Raw genomic sequence first — 17,386 nt, forward strand, 5'->3', positions numbered from 1 at the left:
CGGTCGCGGAGGGCAGGTCGCGGACGACCGGTAGCGGACGACCGGTAGCGGGCTTCGATGAGGGCGAACGTGCAGAAGAGCTTCAAGGGAATCCCGTGGTGGGGATGGGCGTCGGCCGCCGTGGTGTATGTCGGCGTGGCGGGCGCGGCTGTCGATTTCGCGTGGGAGCGCGCGATCGACGCGCTCGAGGAAACCGGCGCGCACCGGCTCGACCTGTACGCGTCGAGCCTGAAGAGCGAACTCGGCCGATTCGAGATCCTGCCGGGCCTGGTCGCCCGCCAGGACGGCGTGCGCACGCTGCTGCGGGCCGCGCCGCAAGACCGGCCCGCGCTCACGCACACCGTCAACACGTATCTCGAAGCCGTGAACCGCGACGCGGGCAGCGGCGCCGTCGACGTGATCGATCTGGAGGGCGAAGTGATCGCCGCCAGCAACTGGAACGAGACGATCAGCTTCGTCGGCACCAACGTGTCGTACCGGCCGTACTTCAAGGACGCCCTGGCACGCGGCAGCGGCCGCTTCTTCGGCATCGGCACGAACACCGGCGTGCCGGGCGTCTACTTCGCGAGCGCGGTGCGCGACGACGGCGTGCCGATCGGTGCGGCGGCCGTGAAGATCAGCGTCGATTCGCTGGAGTCTGCGTGGCGCGCGCCGGGCGTCGCCGCGATGGTGGTCGACAGCAACGGCGTGGTCGTGATCTCGACCGAGCCCGCGTGGAAGTTCACCGCGCTGCGCCCGATCACCGCCCAGCAGCAGCGCGACATTCAGGCATCGCGACAATACGCGGGGCGCACGGTGGACGTGCTGCCGTACCGCCACATCGGCGACCGCAGCGCCGCCGCGTGGTTCGGCACGTTCCCGGATCCGCGCCACGCCGGCCGCAACACGCGCTATCTGGTGATGTCGCGCCCCGCGCCGCAGGCAGGCGATTCGTTGATGGTGCTGCTCGACATCGCCGGCGCGCGGCGCCAGCAGCAGATGGCGTTCGCGTTCGTCACCGGCGCATTCCTGATCGTCGCGCTGCTGGTCGGCTATGCGATCCAGCGCCGCCGGGCAATTCTCGCGCGGCTGAACGCGCAGGACGCGCTGCGCCGCGCGAACGACCGGCTCGAACTGACCGTCGCACAGCGCACGGCCGCGCTGACGGCCGCGAACGAACGGATGCAGCGCGAGATCGTCGAACGCGAACGCACCGAGCAACGGCTGCGCGATTCGCAGCAGGAAGTCGTGCACGCGGGCAAGCTCGCGGTGCTCGGGCAGATGGCGGCCGGTCTCACGCACGAGCTGAACCAGCCGCTCGTCGCGATCCGCACGCTCTGCGACAACGCGCGCACGTTCTTCGAGCGCGGCCAGCCCGCGCCGGCGTATGCGAATCTTGAACGGATCGGCAAGCTCGTCGACAGCATGGCCGTGCTCACCGGCGAATTGAAGACGTTTGCGCGCAAGCCGGACGTCGAGCGCGTCGCCGTATCGCTGAACGAAGCCGTCGCGCATGCGCGGCTTATCTACGAGGCGCGGATCCGTGACGAAGGCGTGCAGCTCGACGTAAACATCGCGCCGGGCATGACCGTATCCGCCGAGTCAAGCCAGTTGCAGCAGGTCATCGTGAACCTGCTCGGCAACGCGCTCGACGCGGTGCACGATGCGCCCGTGCGGCGCATCGTCATCGAAGCCGTCGAAGTGGAAGGCGCGGACGATGCGCGCGCCGCCGGCCGCGTGCGCTTCACCGTCGCAGACAGTGGCGCCGGCATCGCGCCCGACGTGCTGCCGCATCTGTTCGAGCCGTTCGTCACGACCAAGCCGCGCGGCCAGGGGCTCGGGCTCGGCCTCGCGATCACATCGCGCATCGTCGAGGCATTCGGCGCGAAGATTACCGCGACGAACCGCGACACGGGCGGCGCGCAGTTCACCATCGAATTCGCGGCGGCAACGCCGCAACAAAGGACAGAGCATGGAAGATGAAATTCGCGTGCTGGTCGTCGAGGACGATGAAAACGTCCGGATCGGCGTCGAGCAGGCCGTCGCGCTCGCCGGGTTTCCGGTCGATGCGTTCGCGTCGGCCGCCGACGCGCTTGCGCACGTCGCGCCCGGCGCGCCCATCGTGATCGTGTCGGACGTGCGAATGCCCGGCATCGACGGGCTGCAGTTGCTCGAACGCGTGATGGCGGTCGACGCGCAGATTCCGGTCGTGCTGATCAGCGGTCACGCCGACATTTCGACGGCCGTCGGCGCGATGCACGACGGTGCGTACGACTTCATCGAGAAGCCGTTTTCGTCGGACGTGATCGCGGGGCGCGTCGCGCGCGCGGTCGAGAAGCGCCGGCTCACGCTCGAGGTGCAGGGGCTGCGCGCGGCGCTCCACAACTGGCAGGGGATCGAGGCGCTCGTGCTCGGCAAGTCGCCCGCGATGGCCGATGTGCGCAAGAAGATCCTGCGCCTCGCCGATACGTCGGTGTCGGTGCTGATCACCGGGGAGACGGGCACCGGCAAGGAGTTGATCGCGCGCAGCCTGCACGACTTCGGCGGAAGGCGCGACGCGCATTTCGTCGCGTTGAATTGCGGCGGCCTGCCCGAGCAGGTGTTCGAGAGCGAGCTGTTCGGCCATGAGGCCGGCGCGTTTACGGGCGCGATCAAGAAGCGTATCGGCAAGATCGAATGGGCGCACGGCGGCACGCTGTTTCTCGACGAAATCGAAACGATGCCGATTCCGCTGCAGATCAAGATGTTGCGGGTGCTGCAAGAACGCGTGGTCGAACGGCTCGGCGCGAACGAGCTGATTCCGGTCGATTGCCGGATCGTTGCCGCGTCGAAAGCCGATCTCGCCGAACTGGCCGCCGACGGGCGCTTTCGCGCGGACTTGCTGTATCGGCTCAACGTCGCGCAAATCGAGCTGCCGCCGCTACGCGAGCGCCGCGAGGACGTGCCGCTTCTGTTCGAGCATTTCGTGCTCGCGGCCGCGCGGCGCTTCGGGCAACCGGCGCCGGTCGTCACCGCTGCGCAGGTGTCCGAACTGATGACGCACGCATGGCCCGGCAACGTGCGCGAACTGCAGAACGTGGCCGATCGCTTCGTGCTCGGCCTGACCGGCGACAGCCTGCTTTCGTCCGGCGGCGAACCGGCGGCAGGCGGCACGCTTGCCGAGCAGATGGCGTATTTCGAGCGGATGCTGATCGAGGACATGCTGCGGCGTCACAACGGCAACGTTGCGGACGCAAGCGTCGCGCTCGGCATGCCGAAGAAGACGCTCTATCACAAGCTGCGCAACCTGCGGATTCCCGCGCGCGGCGATGCGGGGGCTGACGGAACCGAAACATGATGCACACGGGCAGCGCGGTCATGCGCGTGCTCGCCGTGCGGCAGAGCCGTCATCGCCGCCGCACGCGCATCGAGATCGAACACGGCGCGAAACCGCGGATGACGCGCGAACGAGGATAGTACAGGGATGGATCGCATCAACATAACCGACGGATGTCGGATCGACGGCTTCATCGTCAGGGGAATAACGCATGCGCGCAAGACATTCAGGCCAAGCGACTGGCCCGAGCGGCTCGCGGGTGTCATCACGCTGTTCGTCGGCGAAAAGCAGCCGAACTGCCGGAGCGCGCTGACGCGGCTCGCAACGCCGCTCGTCGTCGACGGCGCCAAGTGCCTGCTCGTGTCGCGCGAGTTACAGGTCGTGTGCCCCGACGCATTCGAATTCGCGATGCAGTTCGCGCGCGCCAACGACCTGCCGGTCGATGCGCGTCGTTACTGAAACGTCACGCTGAAATTCGCATCGGCCGCTACCGTGCCGGCGCGCAACGCCCCGCCCGTCCGCACGTAATAAGCCTGCAACGGCAAAACCACGGTGCCGCCCACTGGCGCTCCCATCGAGAACGTGTTGTTCCTGCCAAAAGGTATATCCGTATTGGTTCTCCCGTTCCGGATCCGGAGCGCGACACCGCTCGCCGTGCTGGTGCTCTTCAATGCGAGGTTCGGCCCGGTGTTGGCCGTATTCTGTGCGTCGATCAACGCAATGATCGGTTTCGCGTTGTTGCTGCAATCGCTCAACCTGATATTGAAAACCTTCAAGGCATGGACGCCTTGCCATCAGTCAACGTACGGATGCTGACTGCAGGTAAGGCCACCCCGATTCGAGGAGTATCCAGTTTACACGTGGGCGTGGGCGGTGGCTTGATTGGTGGATTCGCCCCTCCCGAACCGAAGAGCGAAGTACCCTGATTAACGTCGCATTCTTCGTTATTGATGAGCGCTCCATAGATACAACGTGACTCGAAGCTAAAAGCGTCGAGAACTGACAAACCGATACGTACTGCCGCGCCCGATACGCATCGTCGAGCGGAAGGGTCATCCAACGCAATCCCGATATTGGCCTCACCATCGTCGCGCACGACACTTCCGCGACGATGAAGTGCACGAGGCGTTCGTCATTGATATGAAAACGTGATCGTGCTGCGCGCCATGACACTCCCGCTCGATACCTTGGCCCCGGACTGCGCGTACTTAGCGACGAACGGCACGGCGACGCGCGCGCCGTTGAGCGGAGTTGTCGTGATGTACCACTGGTTTGGATTGCCAACGCTCGATGAGTCAGGCCCGTAACTGACGGGTGTCGAGCCGTTATCGCGCAAGATCCGGATGCCGACGCCGGATGCGGTCGATCCCGGCGCGAGCGTCAGAATGTCTGTGGTATTCGCCGGATCGCTGGCATCAGTCATCGTGGCGTGAAGTCGAATGTCTTCCTGGCAATCCAGCGTGATCGCAAATCGTTCGGCCGCTTGGGAGGAAACCGATCCGACACCACTGAAACTCGTGCCTGTCACCGGGGGCAAGTTGACGACGGTATCAGCGCCGTCCACAACTTTGCAGACGCGCGCGGCGACGGTTACTTTCGCGGAGATAGAGCCAAACTTGCTATTGACCATCTCGGCACCGGACGTTGTTCCAATTCCTCTAGCCGCTAGCAGATACGAACTGAACGAGTATGTGCCGGATTTGACAGGTCCGGTCACAACTAACACCCCGCGCGTCGAGATAGCGACGGAGTCGTAGCGACCTCGAACGCCATAGTCGAGGTTGGCTGTCAGCGGCTGCCAATTATCTACACCTTGTACGCCTCGGATCGCGACGGCGTAACCGATCCCGGGAATGCTGGTCTCATAAACGGGATAGGCGACGCCGTTTTCCACATATTGCACTCCAGGTACCTGTGGCGACACCGGATCGAGCGTCACGCGGTACTGCTGATCGCTCGGTGGGCACGGTTGGCTTTGAACGATTTGCCAGAATATGTAGGGTGAAGACGTGATGAAACTGCCGATTGCGCTGCCCGGCGGATAACCGCTGGACGGGCCGGAAATATTTTGTTGCCCAAACGAAATGCTACTGGATCCGGAAGCTATGGTGCACACGGCGGCATATGCCGTCCCGGAAAGCAACCACAGCACAAATGGCGCCGCCATTAACATCTTTCTGAACGATTCTATTTTCATATTCGATTTGAATTGAAGTTAATTCACCGAGCATTGCTCACCGCATGTCATGGAGTGCGTACCGCCCCGCTTGCATGGGCCCATTTGTCACAATCCGGCGGATCTCGAAACCACGGTCCTGCACGTCCCGCTGAATTGCTGATAACCCGCTTTCTTCTTGCGTGGCGGCATCTCATACGAAATCGCACAGCTTTGCTCGTGTTCCTCGCCCCACACGACTTGCAGGGATCCCTTGTCATCGAGACCGCGCGCAAGGATCTTCCCTGCCTGTCCCACGACACCGATCTGCTTGCCGTCGGCATTGCGCACCTCGGCCCCGAACGGAACCGGTCGGCCATCTGACTGACGGGCGCGAATGAGCGCCGTGCGCCCCGAGACCGTCCCGAAACGGAGCATCGGCACCGCACCGGCTCGCGGCACGACCGGCATGCTCGTCTCCCTGAGCTCGACATCCGTCGAGAGTCCCTTCGGATCGAGTTCCACCGTATTCATGCTGTACGGCGTGAGATACGGCACGATCGCGAAGCCGCGACCATCGACCCGCACGCCAGACGCGTTTGTCACGCGCGCACCCTTCGCGCCCGGCGCCTCGACGATCGCGAAGGTCTCCGACAATGGCTGCGCAAGCGTGACACCGCCGCGATGTGCAACCACCGCACCGTGCATGCCGACCGACGCCTGTTGATATCCCGAGCTTCCGCCTGCCGAAACATTGAGTTCCGCGAACGACCCGCGATAGGTCAGGTTGCCGCTGCCCTCGTTCGATGTTGCGCCGCCGCCGGACGCGTGATTTGCACTTACGCTGTACGACAGATTTCTGTCCGGTCCCGCCATACCCGAAAACGTCGACTGAATCTGCGTGCGTCCCGCTGTATCCCGGCTGAAATTGGTCGAGAGCGAGGTTGAATTCGACTTGCCGAGCGGAATCGACACGCTCGCGTAGTACATCGTGCTCATCTGGCCGCCGAAGCTGCGTTGTCGCGATGCCGAAACCGAGTACGAAATGTTCCTGAACGTATTGCTGTAGCCGACGGAGTAACTCGTATCGGAACCGTTCCGGTTCCAGTAGTCGGCCGCCGACGCCGTCACGCTCAGTTGACCGCCGCGATCGCCGAGGGTCTGGCTGAGCGTAAGCGATGCACGGTTGCGCTGTCGCCAGACCGAGTCCATGGACTCTCCGCGCTTGACTCGATCGCGGGTCAGCACCGCGTCGTTGAGCCCGAAATAGCCGCTTGTCGAATACCGGTACGCCGCCAGCGCGATATCGGTACGAGTCTCGGGAATCGACTTCGAATAGCTGAGACGGATGCTCGAGCCGTTATAGCGTCCGGCACCCGGCAAGGAGGTCACGGCCTGCGTAACATCCGCGCCGAATGCGCCCAGTCGCGTGGTCAGCGCGGCGCCGATCATCGCGGCTGCATAACCCGGCGAAAGCGAGACGCCCGCGTATCCTGTGAGCAGGTTGTTGAAGCCATGCTGCCACGTGGCCTGTGCGAACGGAGCACGACCGTCGAGTTGCTGATTCCTGACTAGTCCGGCCACGAAGTTGTAGCGATTGCGGCCGGGCCGAAGCGACAGCGGCACCGCCGCGTACGGCACGGAAAAACCATGCACGCTCCCGTCCGCCTCGGTAACGTCAACCCGGAGATCGCCGCCATATCCCGTCGGATACAGATCCGTGACTTCGAACGCACCGGGAGCAACGGTCGTCTCGTATATCGTCGTGCCATTCTGGCGAATCGTCACTTTCGCATTGCTGTTCGCCACACCGCGGACGACCGGTGCGTATCCGCGCAACGAGTCCGGCAACATACGGTCGTCCGACGACAACTGTACGCCTCGGAATGCAGTCGAATCGAACAATTCGCCGGAGGTATAGCTTTCGCCGATCAGCAATTGCGATGACAGCGATGGAATGTCGCGCTGTACGTAGGTCGCGATGTCCTGGTAACGATTCTCGCCATTCCCGGACCAGCTATACGAACCGTTGTGCCGAAAGTGCCAGTTTCCGATGTTGATGCCGGACGTCAAACCGACATACCCGTCCGTTTGCGCGGCACTGCCCTTGCTCTTCGACCGGTACACGTTCGCGTTGTAGCCGAGCATCGCGACCGGCACGCCAGTGCTCCATTGGTCCGGGCTCACGGCGCCGCGCGCATTTCGCAGCAGCGATGCTTGCGGAATCGAGAGCGTCAGGCGGAGTTCGTTGAGGTTGAAATCCGCGCTGGCATCGCTCACGACCTGACCGATACGCAGACAAGCGTCGTCCTGGTCGAGTTGCTCGACCACTTCCGGCGGCAACTTTCCGAAGTCGATGCCGATACGGTGCAACACGTCCTTGTCGAAGCACGGTTGTGCATCGGGCGTACCCTGCGCGGATTTGAACGGCACGTCGTAGCGACCAACCCAATCCTGACCGACATAGATGTCGACGCTATAGTCGCCAGCCGAAATGACGTTACCACGCCCGAAGCGCGAGAGGTCGACCGCGCGCCCGCCTCCGTTCACGCCGAAGCCGCTGTCGAACTCCACCTGCGCGAATTCGGTCTGCGCGAGTTGCAGTGCCGGCGCGGGTTGCTCCACTTCGGCAGCAAGACTGCCGACGGAGTATGCCGCCAATGTAGACAGCACAAAGCCTGACAGCGGCTTCAGCTGCGGAGGCGACACTGGGTTGACGTGATTGATCGGATTTGCCATCTCATGCGGAAATTGGTCGGTGACCCGCAAGAATCGTTTGCGGCTCAACGCATTAGGTAATCAAGGGAAGTGGCGAACTACCTTCGCGGCTCGTTCCAACACCGATCGAGGCTGACCATTCGGTGGATCAATTTCGATCCGCCGGCACTGCAGTCACCTGTTCGCGAGAAAGGGAAGGAGGTCGCTTATTCAGCTTTCCCGCTGCGATGCACGGGAAGTTCGTAGGTGCGCGTACCGCCCCAATCGTCAATTGCACCGAACTTGACTGTGACGTTGTCGGCCGGCTGCGCAATTGCTTTTTCGACGTCGAAAGCGCTCGTGCTTCTCGGCAACACGTATCCCGGTTTAGCCTCGTATTCATTTCCCCCCGACTTCAACATGACGTATCCCAAGTTGACGACGTAGGGCGTCGGGTTCACTGCGCTCAACGTGTATCCGCCCGTACCCTTACGCGCGAAACTCCACTGCAATTCTGATGGCGCCGAACTTGCGGAACCTGGCAGTCCATCAGGGCGGTACATCATCTTTACTCGGGTCCGGAAGGCAACCTGAAGCTTGTTCCGGCCATCTGCACGCGAGGCGCTCGGTGGAATTTCCAGCACGTTGAGCCAGAACAGCGATTCCTTGTCGCTTGGCAGCGTGTCACCGTCGCGAATGATGCGAAGCATCTGACCACGGCCGGGCTCCAGACGAAACATGCTGGGTGTCAACGTGAAGGGCACGTCGATCAGATCCGGAGATTCATTGAAGTTGCCCGTGTCGAACCATGCCTGGACCAACGCCGGCACCTTCCCTTCATTCGCCACCTTGACGGTCACCTCACGCTCTGCGCCGGAGAAGATCACGCGCGTTCCGGCCAGCACGACACCTGCCGACGCATTGGCACAAAGAAAGGTCGAGACGACGACGAGGAGTGTTGACAGGAGCTTCCTTTTCTTCATAGATTCCTATATATTTTGAGATCCTAATGAATTGGCGAAGTGTTATACGAACAATCTTCGCCAATACGAAGAGTCGAGACCCCGCGCCGATTTGCGTCGCGGGCCGAACGTTACTGGTAGTTCAGGGAGTACTGAACGCGCGTATTGACCGCACCGGCTTCAACGGCGCCCGTTGCAATATATTCGGCGTAGTAATCCATCTTGGCCTTGCCGTCCTTGCCAATGTCGACGAGCAGCGAATTCTGATCGCCCGCTGCCCCGACCTTCACCGGTTGCTGCTGTGCGTTCAACACCTGGAGTTCCACGTTCTTGGCGCCAGGCGCCTCGGTCGTCCCCGCATCGACGGTCAGGCGGCCCGTCGATTGATTGACGCTCGGGCCGGCTTCGAAGGTCACGGCAACCTTGGTCGGATTGCCCTCGCTGGTCGAGCATCCGGTCAGGGACAGACTGAACGGGGTCCGGCCTGCCGACTTGCCCGCCTCTCCCAGCGCGGTCGTGGACACCGGCGGCAGCGTCACCGTAAGGTCTGCGGGCCCGCCGTCGGGTTTGCAGGTCGACGCAATGACATTACCGTTGAACGTGATCGTGCCGTCGGATGCGTAAGCAGTCGCGGCGGAGAAGAAACCTGCCGAAACGAGCAAGATCGGGAGGAGTGCGTTTTTCTTCATGTCGAATGACTCATGGAAGTTAATCAAAGGATTCAGAATGACCGGACAACAGCCCCTTTTCCTCGGGGACACATCTCTAGATCAGCTCTGACACCAACCGATGAGGCATTGAATTCCCTCATCGGGAACGGCTAAGCAAATTGTCGCGATGTAAGCAAATTGAAACAATCGTACCCAGCATGAATGGCCAATCCTCCAGGCTCGTACCCGTACGAAAACGAATATTTGCCCAAAATCGTTTGACGTCCGAAATTGACTTCGCATCCTGATGCAAGGCCTTCCGCGGCGCTTTCATGTCGCTGGCAGATCGCCGGAATGCGGCGACGACGTGCGGCTTCGACCCCGTTTATGAGTCGAGGCGATGCCAGTCAGCGAAAAAATCGGCATTGATATTGCCCGGCGCATTCAGTCCACCGCGTTGGACCGATGCGATAAGTGGCATCTCGACAAACAGGTGACAGCGATCAATGACAGAAGAACGGGCGTGCCAAGTGGTGGACCAGTCAGCCCGTGTATGACGGAAGGCGATGCGCCGCTAAAAGAGTACGCGCAGGAGAAACAACAGCTGCGCATGCGGACTTTTGAATCACGGGACGCAGCGACATGGAATCCGATGATGGATCGCCGTGCCGGACGCTCGGAAATGGAGAAGCACTTCGATTCTGGTCGCACGCCGCTCGACAACGCGACCGTGCCGCCCGGGATGGTTCAATCGCTCGCCCCGGCATGACGCGATTCGTGATCCGTCGCGATCCGCTCGAGCACCGACGTCACATTGGTGCGCACCCCGGCGAGCGCATCGGACGCGTCTCTGCCGTCAACGGCCGGCGCGTGGCGAATCACGTCCTCCAGCCGCAAACAGGCATCGATCACCGCCTGCTCGTGAATCATCGCAAATGCACCCTTGATCGAATGAACGCGCGAGCCTACGGTTTCCCAGTCGCCATGGGCCATCGCCTCGTCAATGGCCGACAGCGACTCGTCCAGGATCGAGAAATTCGCTCTTGATCAATGCGTTGGTCTGCGCGGCTTTGGCCCAGTCGATGAAAGCTTGATCTGTCATGGTCGTCAAAACAAAACGAATCCTGGCGAGCCGCCGGGCGTTTGAACGGGGGCGAGAGTGGACGCATAATGTCACGCGTCTTGTTGCCGAGCGAACCGAGTTTTCGCAGCTGATCCCATGGCGCAGCTTCGGGCGTCGTCTCCGGCACAGTTTCTGCCTCGGATGCCTCCTGCTCTCGCTTTCGTCCGCATCCGCATTTCTCCGTCGTAAGCAGCACCGGCTCAGCACCGGCACCGGCGATTCGCAATTCCGACATCCGCTGCAGCGTGCTGTATGTGTCGCCATCGAACTTCATTTCGACCACTGCGGGTCAGTTCCATTCGCCTTTCACGACGACTTCCCCCTTCGCCTCCACGGTGCCAACCCAGGCGTTGCCGGCCACGTCGAGGTTCAGTTCCTGCGGCGACAGCGGGAAGATCAGGTCCATATCAAGCGAAGCCTTATAGGGAAAGTCACCGCCGACGATCTCGCGCCACTTCATCGACGCAATGTCGTAACTGATGCCGCTGCAATTGTCGGGCCGGTCGATCAACTCCGTGCCGCTGTGGAAACGCACGTTGGCGGGGATGCCGACCACGGTCGCCCCCTGGTTGCCCACGAACTTGCAGCGGGGCCCCTGTGGCGTGGAGATGCTGTCAGCCACCACCTGGACCGACACCTTGGTGGCCTTCGACGCGCCGAACTGCCCGATTGTCAGTGGGATCATGATCTGGGGATCTTGTCCGACGCTGCCGGAATAGCGACCGAGCGCGGAAGAGTCGTGCTCGTCGATGGTGACGCCAAACGTGAGACGCTTGAGTTGAACGTTCGAGAACAGCCCGAGCGGTCCGGTCAGTTGCGGCATCTGGTCGGGCGCCATCATGAGGGTCAGTGCATCCAGCGAGACGGTATCCTGAGTGCCGAGCAAGCTCAACAGGTAGGCCCCCGTTGTGACCAGCGTGGTGTTCCCGAGCTGGCCGATGTCGACGCGATCGGTCTTCTGGCCGTCGACGAGCAGCCACGCCTGATTGGCATCGACGTTGTCCAGCTTCACCGTAAAGCCGCCGGGCACGGTGTTGACCCGGGTGCGGATCGGACATTCCATGCGGTCGCCTTTGCTGATGCAAGCGTCGGGTACGCGATGAACGATGTTGCCCTGCGTGACTTCCACGGTCCCGGTGATCGGCTCGACTTCGACTGCGAAGCGGGTCGGCTGGACATGTAGCAGGTGCAACACATAGCCTACCCCGTAGCCTACCTCACATGCGTACCGGGCCCATTCGGTTATGTACCAGTCTCTCCACTGGACCATTGCACCGATATCAAAAGGTCGACCATCGATGATGGCCGACGCGATCATCCTTCTCGCGCTGCCATCCATCACCTGTGTACCAATCGGGGACTTCCCGGCTGTCAACCCGATGTCACCCAATCTGGTGGCGAACAATCGCAGGCCGTTGTATGCACCGCCGCTGGCAGCATTTACGTTTTCGGGACGGCTGAACGGCAACGCGGGATTGCGGATATCGGACGTGCGAGAAACGGACAGCGAAGCGACTTGGGCCGACGCGTCTGTCACCCAAAACCCGGCGGAGACACCACCAATCCAGACTGAATTTAATGTATTTGAAGGGAACGCCGCCGCCAGTTGCGATTGAGCCGGATTGCCCCGATCAATGTATCCAACGAGTGCGCCATTTTCGATGAGGCCGTTGGTCGATAGATAGATCCGGTCGCCCGCCGCGACCTGAATCGGCTGGATGCTCGTCTCGTATCTCGACCGCTCCTGGCTCGCGGGACAGTTCGGCGGCAAGAACGGGTTGTAGGTTGCGAACGCATCGACTGCTGGAATGCCGGCCAGCGCGCTGGTGACGCAGATAAAGCGAAATATTCTTGAGAACATGTTCGATCAGTTTAGGTAAGGGTTGTGCCGCTTGCGCGTCGAGTTGACGTACTGGTTGTGCCGTTTGTGCGCTTTCCATGCGCGGCCCGTCACCATGTGATTTCGAACTCCTCCATCTCGGCGCCGTTGGCGAGTACGACCCGAACCGACTCTCGCTTCTGCTCGAACTCGCCGAGTTCCAGGGATTCGCCCGGCGCCAGATAGCGATCGGTCATGCAGTGCTGCGCAATGGCGCAAGCGCCGCGAGCCGTGGCCAGCATGACCGTGTTGCCGTCGTTGATCAGGCGCGCGCCGTCGAGTCGATGGAATTGCCGAGGCTGGCGAGGTTGCACGACAAGCACCGTCTGGAGGCTCAATCTCGGTTTGACCGCCACGGCATCCACCTCCATCGCGACCGCGCGCTCTTCGCGATAGATCACCTGGAAAAAGCGCGGCGTATCGTCGTTTTTCCCTTTGTAGTAAAGCCTGAGCCATCCGCTCTGCCCCGGCCGCAAGACCAGTTGCTTCGGCGCATACATCAGGTCGCCGCCTTTCGGTTTCCACGTTTTCGCGTCGCCATAGGGGGGCGCGCTTTCAACGACCGACACGCTGTAGACGCGAGTCCGATCGCTGTCGTTGACCACTTCGCGCACCAGATAGTCCTGTCTGGCGTTCATGAAATACGTCATGTCGCCGACCGACAATGCCTGCGCGGAGCACGCCCAAATTGCCGTCAATAGCGCTATGCAATATCTCAATTCATTTCCTCATTGGTTGGCCGGCTCTCCAGGCACTGGCGACGACGCTGGCGCCCGGAGAGCCAGAAAAAAGAGCGTGTTTCGATCTCGGTGAGCGCTTCCGTTTGAGCATGCGCGACTTGCGCGCGTTGCCCCGATTTCGATAGGCGTACGCCCTGAACATGCATGCCCGAAGGACGTCTCCAAGCGGCCAAACGCGACCTTCGGATGCTTCAGCAGGCTGGCACGCAGGTATGCGCCCGCACGCGGATCGATCGACAGCAAACAAGCTCTATCCACCCAATCGGGACCGCAAAGCGCCTCGAACCGAGACGCCGCGCCATGACTTAACCTTCCCGCTGACGCGGCACACTCGACCGTGCAACGCTCTTGGGTTTGCATTCGACCTGATCGACCCAGAGCGCACCCTGCGCCTTGGTCAAATCGAAGTCGATTTCGCAAGTGCCGCCTGCATCGGTCTGGTACTGAATAGCCGGATACGCGGAGTCGACGTCGATCACGAATCCACCGTCGGCGGCAGTCGTCGCCTTGCCGATGTGATTGCGGATCTCCGTATTCGGCTTCACCGTACCGTTTTCCGTCAGCACGCCGAAGACGGTCACAAGACGACGCACCTTGGGTTGCATCGACGCGACGTTGCCCGGATAGAGCACAAGCTTTGCTTCGCCACCCTGGATATCGAAGTTCTCGGGCGTGTCGCGACGGGTCCGGATGTTGACCTTGTGCTCCTTGTAGCCGGTCAACGGCACGAAAGTGGACCTCCCGTCGAGCGACTGAGTACCGCCGCTCGATATCATTTCCAGATTGCCGCGCGCCGTCTTGTCGACATTGACGATCACGCCGCTCTCGCCCTTCTTGCTGTTGAAGCCGATACCGCTCGTATTCCAGCCCACGCTGCCCTGCACCGCTGCCGTGCCATTTGCATCGCCGGTCTCGTCGACGTTGACGTTGCCTTGCCAGCCGAACCAGCGGTTGTGCCCCTGCGCGCCGAGATTCAGCTGTGTGCTGCTCGAGTTGCCGTATTGACTGCTATTCAACGACCGGGAACGATTCACGCCGGCCGACAGGTAATCCACACCGGCGATATGCGTCGGACGCCAGCCGACATGCGCGCCGATCTGTTCGCTGTCGAGCGAACGCGAATAGTCGATACCTGCGTCGCCCCACGAGAACGTCGCGTTCAGTCCGACGTAAAATGCGCTGTTCCATTTCCGGCCGCCGTTCCCGCTGCGGCTGAACATTTGCCCGCCGTTCAAGGTCATGCGCACCCACTTGTTGCTGTAGACGTCCTGGCTGTAGTCGATGCGGTAATCCTGGCTGCCGCCGTTATACAAGCTGCCGGACAGGTTCAGCGTCGCGTTGTTCTTCCACCCGAACATCCTTGCAATACTGATCGTCGAGCCGAAACTCGTCGTGCGCTGGTTGTAGATGCCGTTCTTCTCCGTGCTCCCGGTCGTCAACATATAGTTGGCCCAGGCGCCCAGCGGACCAATGTTGGCCGATCCGTTCGCGTTGAATCGATAGCCGCCATCCGTGGTGGCGCCGGTGTCGACGCCGATCGTGCCGTGCTTGAAATCGCGCTGATAGCGCAGTTCCGCGGCAGCGAGCCCGTCGAAGTAGTAGCTGCTCCCGTAGAACGTGCCGAGTTTCGTGGCCTTCTTGCCGCTGACACCGAACATGGGCTGGCTGACCGAGCCCTGGCCACGGATATTGTTCGCGATGTATTGGCCGCCATAGACCTGAAACTGCGTATCGGCGCCGCCGCCACCATTGCTCGGCTTGTAGACCTGCTCGGTCTTGGACGACACGACACGCCCGTTGACCACCACGTCCACGCGAACCGTATAGCTGCCGACCGGCAGCGGGCGCGTATTGATTTCCTGATTCCCGAGCGGCAGTTGCTGGACATTGATCAGTTTGCCGTCACGGTAAAGCTGCACCTCGCCCGATGCAGGCATGAACGCAAAGATCGGCGTACGTGCCAACGAACCGTCGTTGATCTCCGACCGGCTCGCATTACCGGCACTCACGCCGATAAAGCGCCCGCCCGGCAGGAACGTCGTTTGTCCGAGCGCACTCATCGACCATGTGCTGAGATAACCGCCCGTGATCGCGAGGCCGCGATAGTCACGCTCGAGGCGCGCTTCATAGAGGTTGAAGTCGTCGCCGCTGCGGATATCGCCCTCGACATACGCGTGATTGACGCCGACACCGGTGACCGATTGCAGATGCAAATAGCCGTTCGCATCGGACCGAGCGTTCTTGACCACGGACACGTCGTAGTTCAACACGCCGCTCAGGTGCTGTTCGGTGCTGTCCGCGAGATTGTAGGAGCGTGCCTCGCCCTCGCTGGAATACGCCGCTTTCGGCAATTGCGCGATCACTTCGAACGTGCGGAGATTGAACTCGGTGCGAATGCCATTCACATTCGCGCCGGCCGGCGACATTTCCGCCACGACTTTAAGCGGTTTGCCGTAGCGGCTTGCGATCAGTTGCTTCGTTGCCTCAGTCAGCTTGATCTTGTTCAGCGCGAAGTCCGTCAGCGTCAGCGCGCCGTCGACATACTTGACGCTCGCCTTGCCCGCCTCTTCCGTTCCGTTTTCCGTCGTGATCCGTACCGGCACTTCAACGCCCTGCTCGAGTGCGCCCAACAGATTTTCCGGGAACGAATAGGTGCCGACGGTCAGCGCGCCGTCGCCTTTCGTCTCGCCATCGATGGCAATGGCATCCGCTTCCGGCATGCCCGAGGCTTCGGACGCGGACGCATCAGCCTCACCGGAGGCAGGCAACACGGACGATGCAGCACGCGCGCCATTAACCGGCGTCTCGGCCCCCGTCACGGTTGACCCTTCGGCCGGATCCGTCTCCGCTGCCGGGAAAACCGTCTTCTGTGCAATCGGCTTCGCAAACGGATCATCAAGCGAGACCCTGGTTTTGACCATGCCCGGTCGAGCCACGTCTCGCAATTCATCCATCGTCGTGCTCGACAGCGCATCGTTATGCACATTCACGGCCGACGAAACGCTGGCGACAGGACCGACCACGTCGACGTCTCGCGGAGAGCGAGCGTCGTCGCCGGACCACATTTTCTGCGCTTCCGTCACGGACGTGGCGGCGACATCGGCGACGCCGCGTACGACAGACGCTTCCGCGTCGACGACCGGCTCTTCGAGCGATCCGCTTGACGGCTCATCCACCAGTCGAACCTGAGCGGTTCGCTCGTCAGGCGTATCGCGTTGATCCGCCTTCCATGCCGCCGCTTCCGATTTCAGACGTGCGATCGCGTCGTCATTCCGACGTTCCGGCTGCGCGCCATCGACTCGCGACGCCACGGATTTGCCGTCAACCAGCGCTGACGGCACGCTGTCGGCACTGATGCTCGACGCGCCCCTTACCTCACCGGCGCGCGCGGCTTTCGATGCACCGACCGGCACGTCGAGCGACACGCGCGTCGCGATTGCACGCTTGGCTTTCGCCCGGCCAAAGGCTCGCTGTTTGATCGCACCGGATGTCTTCGACGCGGCGCCGCCAGGTCTGATCCACTCGACACCACCAGGCGCGATAACGTCAGCCCGATCCGCCCGCACATGCCGGATGGCGGATTGCGGGGCGATCTGGCGCCAGCTCCCGGGGTGCCACCTTCCGTTCTCATCGAGCTGCCACGTACGGCGGACGGTACCAGCCCCCATGGGTGTCGCAGCCGGAGGCGCTGCCAGCGGAAAAATCGAATGTTTTGCATCCAGCTTCGCGAGCCCGATCGGCAGCATGTCTTCACTGAACCGGATGGACTGATCCGATGCAAGCACATCTGACGACACCCACCCTCCCATCAGGGATATCGAAAGGCGAATGGCTGTCATTCCTTGCTCGTTCATTCGGAGTCCAAATTTTAATACGGTTGAAATG

13 protein-coding genes are annotated in these 17,386 nt (G+C 61.8%); 4 read left to right on the forward strand and 9 right to left on the reverse strand.

What is annotated here, in order from left to right; translation table 11 throughout:
- Window positions 1-57 precede the first annotated feature (57 nt).
- The 3 genes from WI26_RS25475 (at window position 58) to WI26_RS25485 (ending at window position 3,754) form a co-directional block, all read left to right on the forward strand.
- Complete coding sequence (locus WI26_RS25475; protein WP_069227586.1) at window positions 58-1,962, forward strand: sensor histidine kinase; 1,905 nt, start codon at window positions 58-60, stop codon at window positions 1,960-1,962.
- Window positions 1,952-3,316 (forward strand): sigma-54-dependent transcriptional regulator, encoded by a 1,365-nt coding sequence (locus WI26_RS25480; protein ID WP_069227587.1) that lies wholly within the window; start codon window positions 1,952-1,954, stop codon window positions 3,314-3,316. The genes WI26_RS25475 and WI26_RS25480 overlap by 11 nt, the downstream gene beginning before the upstream one ends.
- Window positions 3,317-3,442: 126 nt before the next feature.
- Window positions 3,443-3,754, forward strand: coding sequence for a DUF3579 domain-containing protein (locus tag WI26_RS25485; protein ID WP_069227588.1), 312 nt, complete (start codon window positions 3,443-3,445; stop codon window positions 3,752-3,754).
- On the opposite strand, the gene WI26_RS25490 is transcribed toward WI26_RS25485, so the two are convergent.
- From WI26_RS25490 to WI26_RS25510, 5 genes are all read right to left on the reverse strand, one after another.
- Window positions 3,748-4,071 carry a fimbrial protein gene (locus WI26_RS25490; protein WP_069227589.1) on the reverse strand — a complete coding sequence of 108 codons (324 nt, stop codon included), beginning with the start codon at window positions 4,069-4,071 and terminating at the stop codon, window positions 3,748-3,750. The two genes, WI26_RS25485 and WI26_RS25490, sit on opposite strands and share 7 nt — an antisense overlap.
- A gap of 356 nt (window positions 4,072-4,427) precedes the next feature.
- Window positions 4,428-5,492: a fimbrial protein gene (locus tag WI26_RS31805; protein WP_081334348.1), complete on the reverse strand. Its 1,065-nt coding sequence runs from the start codon at window positions 5,490-5,492 to the stop codon at window positions 4,428-4,430.
- 87 nt (window positions 5,493-5,579) lie between these two features.
- On the reverse strand, window positions 5,580-8,189 hold the full coding sequence (locus tag WI26_RS25500; RefSeq protein WP_069227590.1) for a fimbria/pilus outer membrane usher protein: 2,610 nt from the start codon (window positions 8,187-8,189) through the stop codon (window positions 5,580-5,582).
- Between the two features lie 185 nt (window positions 8,190-8,374).
- The gene (locus WI26_RS25505) at window positions 8,375-9,130 is read right to left on the reverse strand and encodes a molecular chaperone (protein WP_069227591.1); all 756 of its coding nucleotides are present in this window, start codon (window positions 9,128-9,130) and stop codon (window positions 8,375-8,377) included.
- 110 nt (window positions 9,131-9,240) lie between these two features.
- Window positions 9,241-9,798 (reverse strand): fimbrial protein, encoded by a 558-nt coding sequence (locus WI26_RS25510; protein WP_069227592.1) that lies wholly within the window; start codon window positions 9,796-9,798, stop codon window positions 9,241-9,243.
- A 361-nt stretch (window positions 9,799-10,159) separates the two neighbouring features.
- On the opposite strand from WI26_RS25510, the gene WI26_RS32435 reads away from it, so the two are divergent.
- Window positions 10,160-10,528 carry a hypothetical protein gene (locus tag WI26_RS32435; RefSeq protein WP_155768818.1) on the forward strand — a complete coding sequence of 123 codons (369 nt, stop codon included), beginning with the start codon at window positions 10,160-10,162 and terminating at the stop codon, window positions 10,526-10,528.
- On the opposite strand, the gene WI26_RS25515 is transcribed toward WI26_RS32435, so the two are convergent.
- The 4 genes from WI26_RS25515 to WI26_RS25530 form a co-directional block, all read right to left on the reverse strand.
- The gene (locus WI26_RS25515; RefSeq protein WP_335622152.1) at window positions 10,507-10,788 is read right to left on the reverse strand and encodes an Hpt domain-containing protein; all 282 of its coding nucleotides are present in this window, start codon (window positions 10,786-10,788) and stop codon (window positions 10,507-10,509) included. The genes WI26_RS32435 and WI26_RS25515 overlap by 22 nt on opposite strands.
- A 383-nt stretch (window positions 10,789-11,171) precedes the next feature.
- On the reverse strand, window positions 11,172-12,743 hold the full coding sequence (locus tag WI26_RS25520) for a hypothetical protein (RefSeq protein WP_069227594.1): 1,572 nt from the start codon (window positions 12,741-12,743) through the stop codon (window positions 11,172-11,174).
- An 89-nt stretch (window positions 12,744-12,832) separates the two neighbouring features.
- On the reverse strand, window positions 12,833-13,399 hold the full coding sequence (locus WI26_RS25525) for a hypothetical protein (RefSeq protein ID WP_155768819.1): 567 nt from the start codon (window positions 13,397-13,399) through the stop codon (window positions 12,833-12,835).
- A gap of 407 nt (window positions 13,400-13,806) precedes the next feature.
- The gene (locus WI26_RS25530) at window positions 13,807-17,340 is read right to left on the reverse strand and encodes a TcfC E-set like domain-containing protein (RefSeq protein ID WP_167359262.1); all 3,534 of its coding nucleotides are present in this window, start codon (window positions 17,338-17,340) and stop codon (window positions 13,807-13,809) included.
- Window positions 17,341-17,386: the final 46 nt, after the last annotated feature.

The organism is Burkholderia diffusa, assembly GCF_001718315.1.
GTDB classification, from domain to species: Bacteria; Pseudomonadota; Gammaproteobacteria; order Burkholderiales; family Burkholderiaceae; genus Burkholderia; species Burkholderia diffusa_B.